A 20,228-nucleotide genomic window follows, 5' to 3' on the forward strand; every position below is an offset into this window, starting at 1 on the left:
AGATGTCGCCATAGGCGCCGTCGGTCAGATAGTGAAAGGTCGAGGCCACGGCGGTGGCGGCATCCTGCGCACCAATGATGAAGGTTACGCCGCGCTTGCCGCTGACTTTAAATTTATCATTCAGCACGTTCACCAGCAGCATGGTCTCATCATCGATACCCACGCCTACTTGCGTCTGCGTAGTGGCTGCCAGGCGCATCAGACGGGCGTGACGGCCCTTGTCAGCAAACTCGGCGTCCAGGGTGGCGTACGGGAACAGGCCCAGGCCGCCCAGTGGATGATAGGTCAGGCTGTCGGGGTTTAAGTCGCGCGGGCAGCTGTCGTCCAGGTTACAGGCTGCGGTCGGTGGCTGCGCTGAACGTGCGCCCTCTTTCATGGCCATGCGGCTGGTGCCGTTGGTGATCAGCGGCCGGCCGGTCATGGCGATAGCAGCAGCATTTTCGCCGCCCACCACCAACTGGTTATCCAGCATGCGCCGGTAGATGGCGGTGAGCAGATCAGTCGGCTGGCTCAGCGGGTTCAAGAGCGCGTTGCGCAGGCGGTGCTGGTCACCGTCAGCGAAGAAAATCGCATCGGCTTCGGCGACCATTTTCACGCCGGCGTCAGGGCTTTTGCAGAACTCGAGTTGTTGCTGGTGGCGGTCGCTATGCACCCGGGCGCGGTTCCAGACACTATGGTGCTCGATGCGCAGCTCATCAAGCTTGTCGCAGCGCTTGCCGCGCTGCGCCGCATTCACGGCGGCGTCGATAGGTAACCAGGTGGTGTCAGCCCCCCCCTCTTTGAGTAAGCTTTCGTAGTAGTCGGCGGCGTTGAGCGCGTCACGGGCGGCGGCGGTTACTACCAGCACTCTGGGCTTGCCGTCGGCGACGTTGCGCACCTGGGCCATAAATTCATTCATCAGCTGGGGTGCTGATTTGTTTAGGCTCTCGTCCAGCTTTACGCCGATGCGGCGGTTTGGTTGTACTGGCATTTCCAGGTGGTCGATGATCATGTCCCATTCGCGGTTCGACAGGTTGTCGTATAGATCTTTGGTCACGCGCCGGGTGAATTCATCCTGAAATACCCGCTCAGGCAGCACGTCTTCTTTTACGCGGTTCTTAATGGTGTCCAGGGCGGCCGCCAGCTGATCGCGGGTTTCGCGGCGGTGCGTCGGCCACAGGTCGTCATGCAGTAGCGGGTTGATGTAGCGGTCGGTCAGATTCAGAAACCGGTCGGTGCGCATGGTGCTGGTATCGATCCAGCCGGTCTCATCGCACCGGTTCGAGGCCATGCTCGTGCAGGCTCGCAGCTCGCCGCCAATCAGCACCAGCTGATAGTTCTCAGCGGCTTCGGTTGTTGGTTGATCGTTTTGGGCGGCTGCCGGCCCGCTGACTGCCAGGCTCATTGCCGCTGCTAATATAGAGAAGAAAGGTGTCCGCATATCGTTACTCCTGATTTGAACGCGCCCCAACCTAATGCCAAAGCCGGTGGCAGTCAATGTTAGAGTGCGCTAATGCCATAAAGTTTAGCTGGTTTTTTTCACCCCGCGAGCTGTTATACTTAGCGCTCGTGAGGCATAGGTATCGCGCTTTGAAACAACTGCATTCGCTTACAGGCATAGTCACACTGGGTTTGTTACTGACGCTGTCAGTGACCTTCGCGCCAGTGCGCCCCGCTTTGGCCCAGCCGCCGCTGGATACCCCCGAGCAACTGGTGTTTCGGGCCCCCGAGCCCAGCCCTCTGGTCAATTACGTGACCGCCGTGCTGGAAGAAGCCTACGCCGAGTTGGGCATTCCGCTGAAGTATGTCGAGATGCCACGCCAGCGCAGCCTGGTAGAAGCTAACCATGGCCGCATCGCCGGCGAGCTCGGCCGCCTGCCGGGCCTGGAGCAAACCTTTAGCAACCTGCGCCGGGTGGATTTCCCGCTGTTTGCCTTCCAGCTCGTCCTGATCGCCGACCGTCGTGAGTGCGGGGTCTGCTCGCTGGATGATATCGAAAATCTGGCTTACATCCGCGGTATGCAGGGTATTGAGCGTTTGCTCGAACAGCAGGATTATCAGCGCCCGGTCGTGCAGGCGGTGGATCTTGAGCAGCTGTTTTTGCTATTCGACAACAAGCGTGTCAAAGCCATTATCCTGAATAACTTCGAGGCTCAGGAATTAGGTCTGAGAGAAAACCGCCATCTGATCGAGGTGCCTTTTCAGAGCGACATCGCCTACCACTATTTGCATAAAAACTACGCCGATCTGATCCCAAAGCTCGAAGTTATACTGCACCGTATGCATGATGAAGGGCGGGTGGTCGAGCTGATGCGCGAGCACCATGCGGCTTCTTTTATCCGTCGTACGTTCAGCCAGCCACCACAATTTGGGCAGGTTTCTGCTACCGCCGGCTACTGGCGCCGCTATACCAATCTTAACGGTACCGGTGCCTACTGGGAAATCGTCAAGCGTATCTTTGGTCCGGTGTCCGACTCCCTGGAGCTCAATGCCAATACCTATCAGCGTGCCATCCTCGGATTAACTGAACAGCGCTTTGATATTCTGGTTGGCTCCTACGCCGGCCATCAACCGTCCAACGCTATCGTCTCTGAAGTGCATTTTGACTATGACCGGCCGCTGTACGCCTTTACTCTTGATGATGAAGCCATGGCGCACGTCAAAGCCGGTACCCTGGCCCGTCCGGTGTGCCACGTTGCGGGTTATGGCTATCATGAGTTTCTGCCCAAAGGCTTGTCCTACTACCATGCCAATAACAGCCTCGACTGCTTTGCCATGCTCGATAAAGGTACCCGCATCGGCGCGGTAGTGAACTATCGCGAAAACATGCCCGACTGGATGGATTATCCCTATAAGCAGTGGCTGCTGCACGGCAGCCTGCCCATTCATATGGCCTTTCAGGATACCCCCCGCGGCCGGCGTCTCAAAGAGTGGTTTGATGTGCGTATGCGCGAGCTGGTGGCATCCGGCGAAATCGCTGAAATCTACAATACAACCGAACTTGAGCGTTCAAAGTTTTTGTTGAGCATCCCTCCCGAAGTTCGCGATGCACTGCAGCCTAACCCCTGATTTCCTTTACAATCGGTTAATTTACGATCATTAAATAAACAAAATTATATCGCATATGATATTTGCGCATAGGCTGCTATTTACATTATACAGGTAGCAACGGTAACTCAGGGATCGAGTACCCCCTACGTGATCATCGCGGCCGAGCTGTAATTCGTTCCGTTTTACGACCGCTTATTCATGCAGGTACACAAGCCCGTTACGGCCACAAAAACAAATAGCAACTGCTTAAAGGTACCAAGATGTTACATTCAATCAAATATCTGACCGCTGCACTCGCGATGGGAGCAACCCTCTCCGTAGCGCAAGCGAGCACAGTTTATACCAGCGACTCGTCGGTTACCGCTTATGACCCGATTTTACCTGCGTCAGCGCCGTCCGACTGGCCTTCTTCAGTCTGTACAGTTAACCCCGGTGTTACTCTTAATGATAACTGGGTTAATCCCCACCCCAGTTATGCGTTTGGCACAAACGCTCATCCCTGGCAATCAGGCGCTGGCCTGAATGCGCAATGGATTAATGCCTGGTCTAACCTGTATTCACAAGGTATCAATGGCCATAACTGGACCCGATACACCAAAGAGATTTCCGGTCAGGGCTCGTTCGTATTGAACCTGCTCGCCGATAACTGTTCGTGGATTTATATTGACGGCAACCTGGTGGGCTTCCAGCCTCCAGTCAGCTACCCGACCACTTATCCGGTGCAACTGAACGGCAATCACACCCTGGACTTCCTGATTTTTGACGGCGGTGGTTTAGCCGGTGGTATGTTCCGTCTGGAAACGAACGCGGGTACCGTTTTCGCCGATACTGACGACGATGGCCTGACCGATGCCGAGGAAGTGCTGACCCAAACGGATCCGCTTAATCCGGATTCAGACGGTGATGGCTTCCTTGATGGTGAAGAAGTCGCTGCCGGAAGTGATCCAAATGATCCGAACGATACCCCGGTACGCGATTCCGACGGTGACGGCATCTTTGACGATGTCGATCAGTGCACAGATACTGCCGACGGTGCTGTTGTTGACCAGTTCGGTTGCTCGGGCGAACAGAACGTGGCCAATGCTTGTCCATGTGCTGGCCCTGCCGAAAACACCGAATGGAAGAACCATGGCCAGTATGTCAGCTGTGTTGCCCATGCGAAAAACGATCAGGTGAACGCTGGACTGCTTACTGAAGCTGAAGGTGATGCCCTGACTTCCGCAGCCGGCCAAAGCCAGTGCGGTAAAAAAGCAAAAGGCGGCAACGGACGGGGTAACCGTTAAGCGTGATGCTTATGCAATAACCTAAAGATCTGTAACTAAAAATCGGGCTTCGGCCCGATTTTTTTATGCCTGTTCAGGCGCCGCCGGCAAAGCCTTGCTGATCCCAGGCATGGTAGGTCACTATCGCCACCGCGTTGGACAGATTCAACGAGCGGTTATTTGGCTGCATCGGAATGCGTAGCCGGTGTCGCGGTGCGATTTGCTCCATAACCTCAGGATCCAGACCGCCGGTTTCAGAACCAAACAACAGCACGTCGTCAGCCTGAAAGCTTATCTCTGTATACCGTGCCGTGCCTTTGGTAGTAATGGCATAGATGGCCCGCTTGCCCATTGCCTCTTTAAAGGTGCTAAAATCCGGATACCGCACCAGTTTGCTTAAATCATGGTAATCAAGCCCGGCCCGGCGCAGCTTTTTCTCTTCAAAGTCAAAGCCCAAGGGTTCAATCAGATGCAACTGGCAGCCATTATTGGCACAAAGGCGTATAATATTGCCGGTATTGGCGGGCATGACCGGATTAAACAGCGCAACATGGAACATTTGGACAGGTTTCCTTATCAAATAGAAGGCCTATTGTAGCGGTTCACATTTATCAGGAAAGAATTAATTCATGCGAAAAGTACTGGCAAAACTTAACAGCGAAAATTTCCAGAACCGCGACTACAGCTTCTGGGTCAAGCTGGCCACCCGCGCTTCGGTGTCGGTTGCCCTGACCCTGATCCTGGTGAAACTGGCCGCCTGGTTTATGACTGACTCAGCCAGTATGCTGGCGTCTCTGACCGATTCCATACTCGACAGTTTTGCCTCTTTCTTTACGTTCTTTGCGGTGCGTTACGCCGTGGTGCCTGCCGATAAAGAACATCGTTTCGGTCACGGTAAGGCCGAGTGTATGGCGGCACTGATGCAGTCGGCTCTTATCATCGGCTCAGCCACCTTGCTGCTGGTTCACAGCGTTGAACAGTGGGTGGAGGGCGACCCCGTGCAGCAGCCGGCGATCGGTGTGTACGTATCGCTCTTTGCCATCGTGCTGACCTTCGGCCTGGTGCTGGTGCAGCGAGCGGCTATTCGTAATACCCAGTCTTCGGCAATTTCAGCCGATGCCCTGCATTTTAAATCTGACCTGCTGCTGAATGCGTCGGTGATCGCGGCGTTGTTGCTGAGTGCTTATGGCTGGTACTGGGTGGACAGTTTATTTGCGGTGCTGATTGCACTCTATCTGGCCTTCGGAGCCATCCGCATTGGCTGGGATGCATTTCAGTCGCTGATGGATCGTGAGCTGCCCGATGACGAGAAGAAGCGTATTATAAAAACCATCAAAGACACCCCGGGCATTCTTGGCCTGCACAACCTGCGAACTCGTGGTGCCGGCCCCACCCGGTTTATTCAGTGCCATGTGGAGCTCGATGATGATCTGTCGCTGCGGGCTGCCCATGATATTGCCGATCATGCCGAGCGCCGGGTGCGCGATCTGTTCGAAGACACCGATGTGATTATCCACATGGACCCGGCCTCGGTGGTCACTAGCCCTTCTGAAACCACTCCAGCAGAGCCTGCAGCGCAGGCTGACGATAGCGGTCGGTCTCGATAAACAGTTCGTGTCTGGCCCCTTCAATGCGCAGCAACCGGCTTTCGGGATGCGGCAGCCGTTTCATGATGGTGTGTTGCGCCGCCTGACTCACAACGGTGTCAGCCCCCCCCTGGAGTAATAGCACCGGGATGGTGATTTTGGGGGCTTCGCGGAGGGCGCGGCGGGTGGCGTTCAGCGCCTGATTGACCCAGTTGTAGGTGGGGCCGCCGAGTTGTAGCTCGGGGTACTTGGCATACTGATCACGAAACAGCTGGTAGCGCGACGGGCTTTGGGTCAGTTGGTTTTCAGCGAAAGGCACTTCGCGGTAATCCGACATGCTCCAGAAATACCAGGGCCGGCTGGGCTGCAGCAGCCGGTTGAGCATGGTGCCGGTGCGGGCGATCAGGCTGACCAGCCAGTGCGGCCGGCCGGGGGTGTAGATGCCGAACATGGGCGCACTGAGCACGGCGCGCTGAATATTGTGAGGGTAACGTGCTAGGTAGAGTGCGCCGATAGCGCCGCCCATGGAATGGGCCAGCAGGTATTGCGGCAGCCCGGGACAGGCCTCGGCGGCGGCCTTCGCGAACTGCGCGAAGTCTTTCACGAAATCATCAAAATGATGCACATGGCCATGGTGACTATGCGTACTGAGACGATCAGACCGGCCCTGGCCGCGATGGTCGATGATCGCCACCGCATACCCCTGCTGAGCAAGCTGCCATAGCAGCTCCTGATATTTCAGGGCGGCTTCGAGCCGGCCGGGGCTGATCAGGATCAATCCGCGCGCCTTTGCCGGGGTATACAGGTACCACTGCACGCAGATATCGTCTTCGCATTGCATCTGCCTGGATTCGACTTGTTCGTGCCAGAATGGCGCTACTGTGGTCTCGTGAAACTGACGCCACTGGGCATCATCATCGCCGGGATACACCTTCAGCTCTCTCCTTCAGTCAATCGCTGTTTGGGCGGGAAGTTTAACACAGACTTCAAGGCCGCCATCAGGGTGATTGCGGGCTTCGACGCTGCCACCCAGCACTTTGGCGGCGCGCAGGCTGAGTGCCAGGCCCAGACCGACGCCGGCTTTATGGTGGCGCGACGGATCGGCGCGAAAAAAGGGCGTGAAGAGTTTATCCAGTTGCTCCTGCTTCACACCGTCACCATGGTCGCGGATGCTAATAATATACTCCTGTTCATCCCGGTGGCAGCTAATCTCGACCGGTCCACTGCTATATTGCAGGGCGTTGCGCACCAGGTTTTCGAGTACCAGCCGCAACAGCTCAGGATCCGATTCAATCACCGGCCAGTCGCCGTGCTCCGGCGCTTCCGGTAACACCTTCACCCGGCTGCCGTGGGTGGGGTCTACATAAGTCAGGTCCGCGACCAGCTGTTCGGCTACTTCGCGGGTATCGAGTTCAATTGTACTTAGTTCGACCAGGCCATTTTCCAATCGTGACAGCGACAAAATCCGTTCGATGATAGCACCCAGCCGATCCAGATCGCGGTTCAGCTGAGCCACATGGGGGTTATTGACCTGCTCGTCATCATCATGGCTGAGCATCAGCGCCACTTGCATACGCGCCAGCGGCGAGCGCAATTCATGGGACACATCACTCAGTAAACGCCGCTGGGCATCGCGGGATACCGCCAAATCATGAGCGGTGGTGCGCACCGCCCGTGCCAGTTCACCTAATTCGTCGCTACGCTGGGGCAGGCGCTTTAAATTGGGTGCGTCACTGCCGTGGGCGATATCACGCATGGCATTGGTCAGGCGCCGCAGCGGCCGCACCAGCCACACACCCAACAGAATCGCGATAAAGCCACTACCGAGCAGCAGTGCCAGGGTTTGGGCTTGCTGTGCCTGACGTTCCGACAGCACCTGTTCCAGTCGTTCGGCTTCATTGAGTGGGCGCGTCAGTAAAATGCTGGTTTCGCCCACCCGGAACGGACCCAGCAACATAAAGTTCGCGACCGGCAGCTGTTGGGCGCTTTCGGCTTCCAGCTGACTGATGAGTTTGCGCTGATGGCGAGAGGCCAGGCTCGCATCCATTTGCAGCCGCTCCGGCCCGCTCGGTGACACCATCGCTGCCACCCGATAGCTGCCGGCCAGCAGGCGGCCGGGGCTTAGCGAGCGAAAGGTGCTGACATCGGACAGCAAGGGCGTCAGGCTGTTGTAGACGTCTTCGGATACCGGCGTGGGTTCGGCGGGTTTACTGAACCACAAACCCAGCACGTAACTGGAACTGGCCACTGCAAAAAAGAGCGCCCAGAACAGCAATAATAAACGCAGGGAGAGTGACTGGTACCAGCGCGTGCCCATTATCGGTTTAAGCCAACTTCAGCAAACGGTAGCCCCGCCCGCGGACGGTCTGGATACGCTCAGGGTCGACCGGGATTTTTTTCCGGATATTGCTGATATGCACATCCAGGCTGCGATCAAATGGCGCCAGCTGACGGCCCAGCGCCGCGACCGATAACTGATTCTTACTGACGACATGGCCAGCTGCCTGCACCAGCGTGCGCAAAATATCGAATTCAGTTGGGGTTAAATCCAGCGGCGTTTCATCTACCCGTACTTCGTTATCAACCGGATTGATAAAAAAACCGGCATAATCGATGGATTCAGGCGTTACCGAGGTATTTGGCGTGCGCCGCAACAGCGCCTTGATCCGGGCCAGCAACTCTTTGGGGTTAAATGGCTTCGGCAGGTAGTCATCGGCACCGAGTTCGAGCCCGGCGACGCGATCATCGTCGTCACCACGCGCGGTCAGCATCAGCACCGGGGTGCTGCGCGACTGCTGCCGCAGGTGCTGGAGCAGTTGAAAACCATCAATTCCGGGTAACATCACATCCAGCAAAATTAAATCATAGGCACCACTGAGCGCCCGCCGCAGGCCAATTTCGCCGTCGGCAGCCAGGGTCAGCTGATAGCCTTCTTTGGTGAGTATCTGCTCTAACATCGAGCTCAGCTCAGCATCATCATCAACAAGTAATAGTTTGCTCATCCTGAAAATCCTGGTTTCTCTGCCTCTTACAGATTAAGCATTATGTAAAGGCTGTAGCGAATAGATAGCGGATTTACTTAACCTTTACGTACTCTTTGAGTTTCCTGGTCAGGGTATTGCGCCCCCAGCCGAGTAGTTGCGCGGCCTGTTGTTTGTGGCCGCCGGTGGCCTCCAGTGCCAGGTCCAGCGCCAGCCGCTCCACTTCAGGTACCAGCTCATGCAAAATGTCCTGCTCGCCGCTGGCCAGTTGCCGGCTCAGTTGCTGTTTCAGTGCCTGCTGCCAGTCAGGCAGCGCCCCGGTAGCGGCCGGCGAAGTGCCGAGCTCGTCGGGCAGGTCGCTGCTGTCCACCACTTCGCCCGGGGCCATCACGGTCAGCCAGCGACACATGTTTTCCAGCTGCCGTACGTTGCCGGGCCAGGGCGCAGCGCTGAGCTGCTGCTCGGCAGCGGGGCTCAGACGTTTGGGCGAACCACCCAGCTCATCGGCGGCGCGTTTGAGAAAATGTCGCGCCAGCTGCGGGATGTCACTACGCCGTTCCGCCAGGGTTGGCAACTGCAAGCGAATGACGTTCAGCCGGTGCAGCAGGTCTTCCCGGAACAGGCCCTGGGCCACGCGTTCGCTGAGATTCTGGTGGGTGGCAGCGATGATGCGCACATCCACTCTGACCGGCTCGTAACTGCCCACGGGGTAGAACTGCCCTTCTGCCAGCACCCGCAGCAGGCGGGTTTGCACTGCCAGCGGCATATCACCGATTTCATCAAGGAACAGCGTGCCACCATGGGCCTGTTCAAAGCGACCATGGCGCCGCTGGGTAGCTCCGGTAAAGGCGCCTTTTTCGTGACCGAAGAGTTCGGATTCAACCAGATCTGAGGGGATAGCCGCCATATTCAGGGCGATAAAAGGCTTGCGTGAACGCGGGCTGTGGTCGTGCAGGGCCCGTGCAACCAGCTCTTTACCCGTGCCCGATGCGCCATTGATAAGCACGGTTACACTGGAATGGGACAACCGTCCGATGGCGCGGAACACGTCCTGCATGGCCGGCGCGTTGCCGATAATACCACTGACCTGATCCACCGCGGCCGCTGTTTCGGTCGCCGGCTGCTGCTGGCGTTCGAGGGCGCGGCTGAGGGTGTGGATCACGTCGTCTAAATCGAAGGGCTTGGCCAGATACTCAAAGGCGCCGCCCTGAAAGGCGTTCACAGCTGAGTCGAGGTCTGAATGCGCGGTCATCACAATCACCGTCAGCTGCGGGTATTCGCGCTTCACAAACTCCAGCACTTTGAGGCCGTCATCGCCGGGCATGCGAATGTCGGTCAGCAGGACTTTAGGCTGGGCGGTTTTGAGCGCCTCATACAGTTCGGCGGCGCTGGCGAAGCTGCGGTTGCGCAGGCCGGCCCGTTGCAGCGCGCGCTCGAGTACCCAGCGGATGGAGCTGTCGTCATCGAGGATCCAGATGCTGGCGTCGGTGGTCGCATTAGTCGCCATTCGGCCCTCCTGAGCTTAAGGTTTCCGCGTACGGCAGATACAGCAAAAACTGGGTATGGCCGGGCTCAGACTGCACTTCGATTTTACCTGCATGCTGATGAATGATGTTCTGGGCGATTGACAAGCCCAGCCCGGTACCGCCGGCACGGCCGCTGACCATGGGGTAAAACAGGGTGTCGCGGATGGGCTCGGGGATGCCGCAGCCGGTATCTTCCACCACCACCAGTGCGCATTGCCGGTAGCGGTTACCATAGATTGTCTGCTGGTGAATAATGCGGGTACGGATGGTCAGGATGCCGGGCTTATCGGTGCGTTCTGCCATCGCTTCACAGGCATTCATCACAATATTCAGAAAGGCCTGTTCCAGGCCTTCACCGGCGGCGGTAAGATCCGGCAGGCTGGGGTCATAGTCGCGCTGCCAGCTAATGGTTTTACTGGTACTCAACTGAGCCACCTGCACCACCCGTTCCAGTATCGCATGCACGTTATGGGGCTTGCGCTCAGGTAACTGATGCGAGCCTAACATGCGGTCCACCAGGTTACGCAGCCGGTCGGCCTGACTGATAATAAGATCGGTATACTCATGCAGCCCGTCGTCGTGAAGCTCGCCGGCCAGCAGTTGTGCGGCGCCGCGTAAGCCGCCCAGCGGGTTTTTGATTTCATGGGCCAGGCCGCGGATCATGCTGTGGGCAGCGTGCAGTTGATGTTGCTGGGAGTTTTCCTGATTAATGCGCCGGATCTGATCCACCTGCCGCAGCTCCAGCAGAATGGCGATTTCGCCGTCGGGCTGGCGCAATGGCTGGGCCACAAACTCGATGGTGATGCGATGGCCGTGGTGGAAGATCAGGCTGACATCACTGTCTGACACGCTTTGCTCATCCTGCAGGGCGTGACGCAGAATATCCGGGTCCAGGCTGGTAAAACTGAATAGGCTAAAAAACGGTACGCCATTGAGGCGCCGCAGGCTACCGTCGAGAATACTTTCCGCGCTGGCGTTCATGTAGCTGATATGAAGTTGCTGGTCCAGCATCACGATGCCAGTCATCAGCTGATCCAGGCCGGGTTGGTCGCTGGTTAATTGCACCTTTTTGGTGCAATCTGTTGTGCGCGTCATCAGTTGGTACCACCAGAGCCCTGGTTGTTGCCGTTGTTTAAGGCCGGCGACAGAATCGAGGCGCGCAGCACATAGACTTCGATGGTATCGGTCTGCGCCAGCTCTTTACCAGTTGGCGCCAGCACCCGCACCTGCAGGCGCCGCTCGCCGCGGGCAACATCGCGCAGTATGACTTCCGTAGACGGGCCTTCGTACACGGGCTTGGCATCCAGCCGCAGCTGATAAACAGGATACCCGTCAAGATTACGCACGTCGGCTTCCCAGCTCACCCGGATTTCGCCGTCGTTGGCGCGGATGGCTGCCTGTGGATCAGGCGTTAGAATACGCACATTCACTTCAACGTCCTCATAGGAGGGCGCTTCTGCTTCGGCGTTCGCCGGTGGGGTCTGTAATAGCTGCGGAGGGGTATCGAATTCGGTCACCATGGGATCCACGGTGACCGCTTCGGCGCCTTCCGTCGGTTTGTCCGTGTAGACCACGGTGCCGTCGGCTTTGCGCTTTTTATAGACTTGCTGACTGTCGGCGGGTGCCGGCAACAGAACTGAGACTCCGGTCAGCAGCAGAGCTGACCAGAGCAAGACAGAATACCTAGCTGGCTTACTCATGGTCACTCCTTCATTCTGGTCTGTCGGTTATACCGGATTAGACACTGTAATAGAGATCAAATTCGATCGGATGGGTGGTCATCTTCAGTTTCATGACTTCCTTCATCTTCAGATTGATGTAGGCATCGATCATCTCATCACTCATTACGCCGCCGCGGGTCAGGAATTCACGGTCTTTATCCAGTGCTTCCAGCGCCATTTCCAGTGAATGACATACCGTTGGGATCTCTTTGGCTTCTTCCGCCGGCAGATCGTATAGGTCTTTGTCCATGGCATCGCCAGGGTGGATCTTGTTCTTGATACCGTCCAGGCCAGCCATCAGCAGCGCGGTAAAGCACAGGTACGGGTTAGCAGCCGGGTCCGGGAAGCGCACTTCAATACGACGACCTTTGGCACTGGCAACAATCGGGATACGGATTGACGCAGAGCGGTTACGCGCTGAGTAGGCCAGCATCACCGGGGCTTCAAAGCCGGGTACCAGACGCTTGTACGAGTTGGTGGCCGGGTTCGCAAAGGCGTTGATAGCACGGGCGTGCTTGATAATACCGCCAATATAGAACAGGGCCATTTCGCTCAGGCCACCATACTGGTCGCCGGCGAACAGGTTTTTGCCGTCTTTGATCAGTGACATATGTACGTGCATGCCTGAGCCGTTATCGCCAACCAGTGGCTTCGGCATAAAGGTTGCGGTCATACCGTATGAATGGGCAACGTTGTGCACCACATACTTGTACACCTGAATTTCGTCCGCTTTTTTCACCAGGGTGTTAAAGCGGGTCGCGACTTCGTTCTGACCGGCTGTTGCCACTTCGTGGTGATGGGCTTCAACCACCAGGCCCATGTCTTCCATTACAGTAGACATAGTGCTGCGGATGTCGTGCGCTGAATCAACCGGTGGTACCGGGAAGTAACCACCTTTCACGCTGGGGCGGTGGCCTAAGTTACCTTCGGCGTATTCTTTGCCGGAGCTCCACTTGGCTTCATCGGCTTCGATTTTGTAGAACGAGCCGCTCATGTCGGTGTGGAAGCGCACGTCGTTGAACATGAAGAATTCTGGCTCCGGGCCAAAGAAGGCTGCATCAGCGATATTCGCACTTTGCAGGTATTCTTCTGCACGGCGGGCAATCGAGCGCGGGTCGCGGTCATAACCTTGCATGGTGTCTGGCTCAAGGATATCGCAGCGCACGTTCAGGGTCATCTCGTCGGTGAACGGATCCAGTACGATTGAATCGCAGTCCGGCATCAGTACCATGTCGGATTCGTTGATGCCTTTCCAGCCGCTGATAGACGAGCCGTCAAACATTTTGCCTTCTTCGAAAAACTCTTCGTTTATCTGCGACAGTGGGATCGTCACGTGCTGCTCTTTACCCATGGTGTCGGTAAAGCGCAAATCAACGAATTTAACTTCATGTTCTTTAATGAATTCCATGACTTCTTGTGGTGTTGACATGTGATCCTCCGCGATCGGGCTGTCAGTAAATTTTAACTAAATATAGTTGCTGCACCGACTTAAAGCAAAGGCTGTGCCAGATCGCTAATACGCTTATTTTTTAAAGGCTTAGTTATTTTACCCCACCTGAAAGTGGTGTCAGCCCCCTATTCTTGCACCATTATAGCGCAAATTTCGCACCAATCTAGTGCGGACTGGTGATTGGCGGGTCCGAATGGATAGTTCTTTCTTATCTGCGCAATAACAAGTATAATGCGCCGCTATTTTGACCAATCTTGGTTCCCTCTCGCGTTTTACAGGCTTTTTAATTAATGACTATCCCAGCTACTGAACTTTCCAAGCTTCGCAACATTGCGATCATTGCTCACGTTGACCACGGTAAGACCACCCTGGTTGATAAACTTCTGCAACAATCCGGCACGCTGGAAAGTCGTGGTGCTGCGGAAGAACGCATCATGGATTCGAACGATATCGAAAAAGAACGTGGTATCACGATTCTGGCCAAGAACACCGCGCTGAATTACAAAGACTACCGCATCAACATCCTGGACACTCCGGGCCACGCCGATTTCGGTGGTGAAGTTGAGCGGGTTCTGTCGATGGCCGATTCGGTACTGCTGCTGGTTGACGCGGTTGACGGCCCGATGCCGCAAACGCGCTTCGTCACCCAGAAAGCGTTCTCGCACGGCCTGAAGCCGATTGTGGTTATCAACAAGATTGACCGTCCGGGCGCACGTCCTGACTGGGTTGTCGATCAGGTATTTGACCTGTTCGTTAACCTGAACGCCACCGATGAGCAGCTGGACTTCCCAATTGTGTTCGCTTCAGCGCTGAATGGTTTCGCGACTCTGGAACATGAAAACCAGGGCGGCGATATGACCCCGCTGTTCGACACTATTATCGAGAAAGTTGCTTCACCTGACGCTGACCGTGATGGTCCGTTGCAGATGCAGATCTCTCAGCTGGACTACTCCAGCTATGTAGGCATCATCGGTATCGGCCGCATCAAGCGTGGCTCGATTAAAGTTGGCCAGCAGGTCACTATCGTTGGTGCTGACGGCAGCAAGCGTAACGGTAAAGTGGCGCAGGTATTTGGTTACCTGGGTCTGGATCGGATTGAAACCGACAAAGCCAGCGCCGGCGACATCATCGCAGTTACCGGCTTAGGTGAACTGAAAATCTCTGACACCGTGTGTGCCACCACCGCGCCTGAAGCGCTGCCGCCACTGACTGTTGATGAGCCGACGGTAACTATGACCTTCCAGGTTAATACCTCGCCGTTCTCAGGTAAAGAAGGCAAGTTCGTGACTTCACGGCAGATCCTTGAGCGTCTGCAGAACGAACTGAAGCACAACGTGGCCCTGCGGGTTGAAGAAACGGACAACCCGGATCGCTTCCGGGTATCGGGCCGTGGTGAATTGCACTTAGGTATCCTGATTGAAAACATGCGTCGCGAAGGCTTCGAGTTAGCGGTATCACGCCCGGAAGTTATTCTGCGCGAAGAGGACGGCGTAACCTTAGAGCCGTTTGAAAACCTGACTGTGGACATTGAAGAGCAGCATCAGGGCGCGGTAATGGAGAAGCTTGGTCTGCGCAAAGCAGAAATGACCAACATGACTCCGGACGGCAAAGGCCGCGTGCGCGTTGACTTTACCGTACCAAGCCGTGGTTTGATTGGCTTCCAGACTGAGTTCATGACCCTGACTTCAGGTTCTGGCCTGATGTACAAAACCTTTGATCATTATGGCCCGCACAAAGGCGGCCGTATTGGCCAGCGCATGAACGGCGTATTGATTTCAAACGCGACCGGTAAGGCCCTGACCTACGCCCTGTTTAACCTGCAGGAGCGCGGCAAGCTGATGGCATCACATGGTGATGAAGTGTATGAAGGCCAGGTTATCGGTGTTCATAACCGCGGTAACGACCTGACCGTAAACTGTCTGAAAGGTAAGCAGCTGACCAACGTCCGTGCCTCTGGTACTGATGATGCGCTGACCCTGTCACCGCCGATTCGTCTGACGCTGGAACAGGCACTGGAATTTATCGATGACGACGAACTGGTAGAAGTAACGCCGAAGTCGATTCGTATCCGTAAGCGCCTGCTGACTGAAAACGACCGTAAGCGGGCCAGCCGCAGCTAAGCTGCAACTGGCTTTCGCCAAAGAAGATATTAGGCCGTAATCACCCGATTACGGCCTTTTTGTTTGGCTTCGTATAAGGCTGCGTCTGCCCGGGCGAAGGCTTTATCGATACGCTCGCCGACTTCCCATAGGGTCACCCCGATACTCAGGGTCACATTAAAACTTGCGCGATCCCGGCCGAAGTAAAGTTGCTCCATTCGCTGTAACAGGCGTTCCGCAACCATGACGGCACCAGCAACGGTGCTGTCTTCAAGCAATATAGTAAATTCTTCGCCGCCGGTACGGGCCGCGATGTCAATCTGCCGTACGGTGCTGGATAACAGCTGACCGACGCTCTCCAGTACTTCATCGCCCGCAGCATGACCGTACTCGTCGTTAATTCTCTTAAAGTGGTCCAGATCCAGCATCAGTACCGCTAATGGCATGTTTCTACGTGTTGCCCGCTCCATCATAGCGTCGGCAGCAGTGAGCAGGGCGCGCCGGTTGGCCAGCCGGGTCAGCGAGTCGGTGGTTGCCAGTTGCTCCAGTTGCGCGTTACTCGTACGCAGCTCTGCGGTGCGCTGGCGCACTTCACGCTCCAGCTTTTCATTGATATTCGCCAGCGGTCGGGCCATGCGATCGGCGCTGAACCAGCCTAGTATCGCCAATATCAGTGCTATGCCTGAGCCAATCCAGAGCGCCTGAATACGTAGCTCTTCTACCGGGTCAAACGCATTGCTGACCGGCACCCGCACCAGGATCTGCCAGTGCGGGCCCTGATACTCCCGGTATTCTGTCACTTCGGCATAACCGGTTAAGTAGCGGGTGCCATCGGGCCATTCCTGTACCACGTAATTGCTGGTCCTGAGTTGCTCACTGATGGTCACCGGCAGGGGGTTTTCGCGGAGTTCCGGCGGCCCCAATAGCACCAGGCCTTCAGAACTGACGATCAGCACCTCGGCCTGTTCATAGTTTTCCAGCGATGGGGTCATTGAGGCGCTTACCTCATTGGCCCAGGCCCAGTTCAGATGACTGCCGATCACGCCAATATAGTCACCCTGCGCGCTTTGCAGCGGCAGGGCCACATCGACAAAGCGCAGCGGCTCACCACTGTCCGGATTGAGTTTCTGCTCCAGTAACAGAGCAGCGTGAACATCACCAATAAAATAGTTTTCCCGCGCCTGCTGAAACCAGGGGCGGGCACTCACATCCTGGCCTTCCAGTAAGTTACCGGTACTCACCTGCACCACGCCTTTGGCATCAGTGATGCCAATCCAGGCGTAATAGGGATAGGTTTGCTGCAGCGTTGCCAGCATGGCCGCAGCTTCATCATGAAAGCTTTCGTCGCTGGACATTTCTTCAATCAGGGTCGCCGCCACCTGCATATCGCGATAGCGCTCGAACATACCGCGTTCGAGTTTGTCCGACATCTGATGAGCGACTTCAGCAAGGCCGGTACCCACCTGGTACTCAATACGATGGGTCGCGACCTGAGTCAGTATGCTGGTAATCATAATCGTCAGCACCACACCCACGCCTGCGTTGATTAAAAACCAGCGGAACTTGAGGTTGGCGGGAACGAGCATCAGAGTAAGTCCGGTTGCGGTAGTACATAAAAGAACACCGAAAAGAAATGCAGCACGCTGCCGGCCAGCACGAACAGATGCCAGATGGCGTGATGATATTTCAGCGAGGTCCAGACGTAAAAAATCACGCCGAAAGTATAGGCCAGTCCGCCCGCCAGCAACAACAGCAGACCAGACATATCAACGGTGTCGAGCATGGGTTTGATAACGACTATGGCCATCCAGCCCATGCCCAGGTATAGCGTTAACGACAACCACTCTTTACGCTTGCCACCGGTTATTTCGACGATTACGCCGACGATAGCGATAGTCCAGGCCACGGCCAGTAACGACCAGCCCCAGGCGCCGCGGAGATTGCCCAGCGCAAAAGGGGTATAGGTGCCAGCTATCAGCACGTAGATAGCGGCGTGGTCCATCTGCTGAAAGAAAGCTTTGACCCGCGGCCAGGGAAACGCATGATAAAGTGTTGACGCTAAATACAGTAAAATCAGGCTGCCACCATAAACGCAGACACTGATCAGGTGCCAGGTGTCGCCATACTGGTTTGCCCACAGGATCATAAATACCAGCCCCACAATACTGGCGATAGCGCCGACACCATGGGTCAGGGCGTGAGCGACCTCTTCCGCCACACTGTAAATTTTTATATGTTTCATTCGTTACGGCCGGGTTTATGATAATCCTTGCTGATATCTTCAAGCCGGCGCAAAAAGCGATCCAGATCATGTTCAGATTCATATTCCAGGTTATAGGAACTATGAAAATTGACGGTCAGCTTGACCTTGCAACCTTCCAGATAAACCCGGTAGCCATCGTGATCAGTAGAGGCAGTTATCTCGTTAAGTACATGTTTGCCCTGCTTGGCTTCGCCATGTTCATGAATTTTTTCGTAGGCATCAAGCACCATACGCTGGTCAATATCATGTGACATAAATTCTTCCTTCTTTGCTGTTTGACTGCTATTTGACGACTTGTCCTTTCGCTATACATACATACATACATGCATACATGCATGTTTATATGATTTGGTTTATAATCGTACGCGCTCATTATAACACGAGGTCGATTGTGGTTCGCCGTACCAAAGCAGATGCTCTGACAACCAAAGCCGCGTTACTCGATGCTGCCGAACGCCTGTTCAGCACCCTCGGCGTGGCGAATACGTCGATGATGCAGGTGGCTGAAGCTGCCGGGGTAACCCGCGGCGCCATTTATCACCATTTCGACAATAAGCTTGATCTCATCGACTCACTGGTCGAGCGGGTGCGCTTGCCCGTAGACGAAATGCGCGAGCAGCTGGCTCAAAGCTACGCCGATAACCCGCTTGAGCAATTGCGTTTGCGCTCACTGCGTATTGTGCATCAGGTAAAATACGATGACCACATGCAAGCCCTGCTTAATATCCTGTTCCACAAGTGTGAATATGTGGCCGATACCCAGCCCATTCATTTGCGTCACCTGCAGGGCCGTAACTCCTGTATTGAGGAATGTGTGCGGCTCATCGAGCAAGCCATGGCGCAAGCCCAGATCAAACCTGAGCTGAACGCGAAAGCGGTCGTGCTAGGCCTGTTTGGCCTCATCGACGGGCTGATTTACAACTGGCTGCTGGATACCGACTACTTTGACGTTGAGCAGGTTGCCGAGCAGTCACTCGACAGCTACCTGGCCGGTATTCGCCTGCAATAACCTTGCAGCTAGTCGCCCTGCTGCAAAAACCCATCAAGAAAATCGTTATCCAGCTCCGCGATAGTCTCGTCGCTGGCATGAGGGACGCTACCAAACAATGGCGCCACCCAGGCTTTTAAGTCGCTAAGGCTGATGCGCAGATGGTTCATCGACCGCATTGCGCCTAACCGGCCCGGCGAAGCGCCGGCCAATAACACGGTTTTCTTTTCCCAGGGAATCTGCTCTAAGCGCGAACTCCAGTCGACCGCATTCTTTAACAGTGGTGGCGGGCCACCATTATACTCGGGCGTGACCACAATGATTTTGTTGGCATCGCGAATCGCCGTTGCCAGTTTCTGTATACTGGCGGGCACGCCTTTTTCATCTTCGTCATCACCGTTGTAGATGGGCGCATCAAGGTCTTCCGGCGGGTATACATGGCAGTTCATGCCAAGCTCTTCGGCCCGCTGCGCCAGCCGCTTTTGTAGTTTCTTGTTTAGCGATTCCTTCCGACTACTGCCGGCTAAAATTAATATAGTCATGCTCATCCTCGCATTTTTTTGAGTTAATAAGGCAATCGGGAACCATCCCAGTGTAGCAGCTGCCCGCTTTGTTCAACCGTTAACTGGTCGGTTACCGCCAGAATGCGCTCCGCCGATACCTCTGGCGCAAATAATTTGCCCTTGGGCAAGCGCTGCTGGAACGGCTGGGATAAAGAGGTATCCGTGGTACCCGGGTGAATCGCAGCAATAATCAGCTGCTTGTGGGTGCGGGCCGTTTCAACAGAGGCGGTTTTCAGCAGCATATTCAGCGCTGCCTTACTGGCCCGGTAGCTGTACCAACCGCCCAGATAGTTATCCGTGATACTGCCAACTTTAGCGCTTAGCTGCACCCAGAAGCAGCGCTGTTTGACCGGCAGCAGCGGTAACGTGGTCTGCAATAGCAGTATTGGCAGCACGGCATTGACGTAAAAGCTCCCGTTAAGCTGGTCTTTGTTGACCTCATCCAGCCGCTTCTCTGGCATAAACTCATTGCTGTGCAGAATACCCAGGGCACTGATCACCCCGCTGATTTGCTGGCCCTCAAGTTGGTCTTTAAGCCCATGCAACTGATCGGATTCATAGCCGTCAACCTGCAACCATTTCGCCTGCGTGACTGCAGGCTTCGGCTGCCGGCTCACCGCCAGTACCGTCTCGCCGCGCTTAAGCAGTGCTGCGATGAGCGCTTGTCCTAAACCTCCGCCACCACCAAAGACCACAATCATGCTATATTCCTTACCAATTAGTTTTGCTAAAGTCGCTTACATAACAGACTACGTAACA

Annotated in this window: 19 protein-coding genes; 5 read left to right on the forward strand and 14 right to left on the reverse strand. The window is 55.6% G+C overall.

The annotated features are described in order from the left end of the window. Positions 1-1,420, reverse strand: a 1,420-nt coding sequence (locus tag R3196_RS06020) for a cyanophycinase (RefSeq protein WP_318935803.1), incomplete at its 3' end; no start/stop codon positions are given. Between the two features lie 149 nt (positions 1,421-1,569). Between R3196_RS06020 and R3196_RS06025 the strand changes: the two genes are divergently transcribed. Both R3196_RS06025 and R3196_RS06030 read left to right on the forward strand, forming a co-directional pair. After that, positions 1,570-3,048 (forward strand): hypothetical protein, encoded by a 1,479-nt coding sequence (locus R3196_RS06025; protein WP_318935804.1) that lies wholly within the window; start codon positions 1,570-1,572, stop codon positions 3,046-3,048. 242 nt (positions 3,049-3,290) lie between these two features. Continuing rightward, positions 3,291-4,313 carry a hypothetical protein gene (locus R3196_RS06030; protein WP_318935806.1) on the forward strand — a complete coding sequence of 341 codons (1,023 nt, stop codon included), beginning with the start codon at positions 3,291-3,293 and terminating at the stop codon, positions 4,311-4,313. Positions 4,314-4,386: 73 nt separating this feature from the next. On the opposite strand, the gene R3196_RS06035 is transcribed toward R3196_RS06030, so the two are convergent. Beyond that, positions 4,387-4,851, reverse strand: a complete 465-nt coding sequence (locus R3196_RS06035; protein WP_318935807.1) for a tRNA (cytidine(34)-2'-O)-methyltransferase — start codon at positions 4,849-4,851, stop codon at positions 4,387-4,389. 70 nt (positions 4,852-4,921) lie between these two features. Between R3196_RS06035 and R3196_RS06040 the strand changes: the two genes are divergently transcribed. After that, positions 4,922-5,899 (forward strand): cation diffusion facilitator family transporter, encoded by a 978-nt coding sequence (locus R3196_RS06040; protein WP_318935808.1) that lies wholly within the window; start codon positions 4,922-4,924, stop codon positions 5,897-5,899. Here R3196_RS06040 and R3196_RS06045 read toward each other — a convergent pair. From R3196_RS06045 to glnA, 7 genes are all read right to left on the reverse strand, one after another. After that, positions 5,832-6,809 carry an alpha/beta fold hydrolase gene (locus R3196_RS06045; protein ID WP_318935810.1) on the reverse strand — a complete coding sequence of 326 codons (978 nt, stop codon included), beginning with the start codon at positions 6,807-6,809 and terminating at the stop codon, positions 5,832-5,834. The genes R3196_RS06040 and R3196_RS06045 overlap by 68 nt on opposite strands. Positions 6,810-6,824: 15 nt before the next feature. Next, on the reverse strand, positions 6,825-8,195 hold the full coding sequence (locus R3196_RS06050) for a HAMP domain-containing sensor histidine kinase (protein ID WP_318935811.1): 1,371 nt from the start codon (positions 8,193-8,195) through the stop codon (positions 6,825-6,827). Positions 8,196-8,202: 7 nt separating this feature from the next. Further along, positions 8,203-8,880, reverse strand: a complete 678-nt coding sequence (locus R3196_RS06055) for a response regulator transcription factor (RefSeq protein WP_318935812.1) — start codon at positions 8,878-8,880, stop codon at positions 8,203-8,205. 73 nt (positions 8,881-8,953) lie between these two features. Beyond that, entirely contained in the window at positions 8,954-10,366 is a 1,413-nt protein-coding gene (gene ntrC / locus R3196_RS06060) for a nitrogen regulation protein NR(I) (RefSeq protein WP_318935813.1), read from the reverse strand. Continuing rightward, the gene (glnL, locus tag R3196_RS06065) at positions 10,356-11,480 is read right to left on the reverse strand and encodes a nitrogen regulation protein NR(II) (RefSeq protein WP_318935815.1); all 1,125 of its coding nucleotides are present in this window, start codon (positions 11,478-11,480) and stop codon (positions 10,356-10,358) included. Before glnL ends, ntrC begins: the two co-directional genes overlap by 11 nt. Then, a complete protein-coding gene (locus tag R3196_RS06070) occupies positions 11,480-12,085 on the reverse strand; it encodes a DUF4124 domain-containing protein (protein ID WP_318935816.1) in 606 nt (201 codons plus the stop codon). Before R3196_RS06070 ends, glnL begins: the two co-directional genes overlap by 1 nt. Before the next feature lie 37 nt (positions 12,086-12,122). Next, positions 12,123-13,535 carry a glutamate--ammonia ligase gene (gene glnA / locus R3196_RS06075; protein ID WP_318935817.1) on the reverse strand — a complete coding sequence of 471 codons (1,413 nt, stop codon included), beginning with the start codon at positions 13,533-13,535 and terminating at the stop codon, positions 12,123-12,125. Between the two features lie 311 nt (positions 13,536-13,846). On the opposite strand from glnA, the gene typA reads away from it, so the two are divergent. Further along, on the forward strand, positions 13,847-15,676 hold the full coding sequence (gene typA, locus R3196_RS06080; protein ID WP_318935819.1) for a translational GTPase TypA: 1,830 nt from the start codon (positions 13,847-13,849) through the stop codon (positions 15,674-15,676). Between the two features lie 29 nt (positions 15,677-15,705). Here the strand turns inward: typA and R3196_RS06085 are convergent, their stop codons facing one another. From R3196_RS06085 to R3196_RS06095, 3 genes are read right to left on the reverse strand one after another with little or no spacing between them, the layout of a single operon-like run. Then, on the reverse strand, positions 15,706-17,241 hold the full coding sequence (locus R3196_RS06085) for a diguanylate cyclase (protein WP_318935820.1): 1,536 nt from the start codon (positions 17,239-17,241) through the stop codon (positions 15,706-15,708). After that, positions 17,241-17,897 (reverse strand): PAQR family membrane homeostasis protein TrhA, encoded by a 657-nt coding sequence (trhA, locus tag R3196_RS06090; RefSeq protein ID WP_318935822.1) that lies wholly within the window; start codon positions 17,895-17,897, stop codon positions 17,241-17,243. Before trhA ends, R3196_RS06085 begins: the two co-directional genes overlap by 1 nt. After that, on the reverse strand, positions 17,894-18,172 hold the full coding sequence (locus tag R3196_RS06095) for a DUF3081 family protein (RefSeq protein WP_318935823.1): 279 nt from the start codon (positions 18,170-18,172) through the stop codon (positions 17,894-17,896). The genes trhA and R3196_RS06095 overlap by 4 nt, the downstream gene beginning before the upstream one ends. A gap of 137 nt (positions 18,173-18,309) precedes the next feature. On the opposite strand from R3196_RS06095, the gene R3196_RS06100 reads away from it, so the two are divergent. Next, positions 18,310-18,927, forward strand: a complete 618-nt coding sequence (locus R3196_RS06100; RefSeq protein ID WP_318935824.1) for a TetR family transcriptional regulator — start codon at positions 18,310-18,312, stop codon at positions 18,925-18,927. An 8-nt stretch (positions 18,928-18,935) separates the two neighbouring features. On the opposite strand, the gene R3196_RS06105 is transcribed toward R3196_RS06100, so the two are convergent. Both R3196_RS06105 and R3196_RS06110 read right to left on the reverse strand, forming a co-directional pair. Then, complete coding sequence (locus tag R3196_RS06105; RefSeq protein ID WP_318935825.1) at positions 18,936-19,448, reverse strand: NAD(P)H-dependent oxidoreductase; 513 nt, start codon at positions 19,446-19,448, stop codon at positions 18,936-18,938. 23 nt (positions 19,449-19,471) lie between these two features. Then, positions 19,472-20,170: an SDR family NAD(P)-dependent oxidoreductase gene (locus R3196_RS06110; protein ID WP_318935827.1), complete on the reverse strand. Its 699-nt coding sequence runs from the start codon at positions 20,168-20,170 to the stop codon at positions 19,472-19,474. Positions 20,171-20,228 lie beyond the last annotated feature (58 nt).

Source organism: Pseudidiomarina sp., from assembly GCF_033722695.1.
Lineage (GTDB): Bacteria > Pseudomonadota > Gammaproteobacteria > Enterobacterales > Alteromonadaceae > Pseudidiomarina.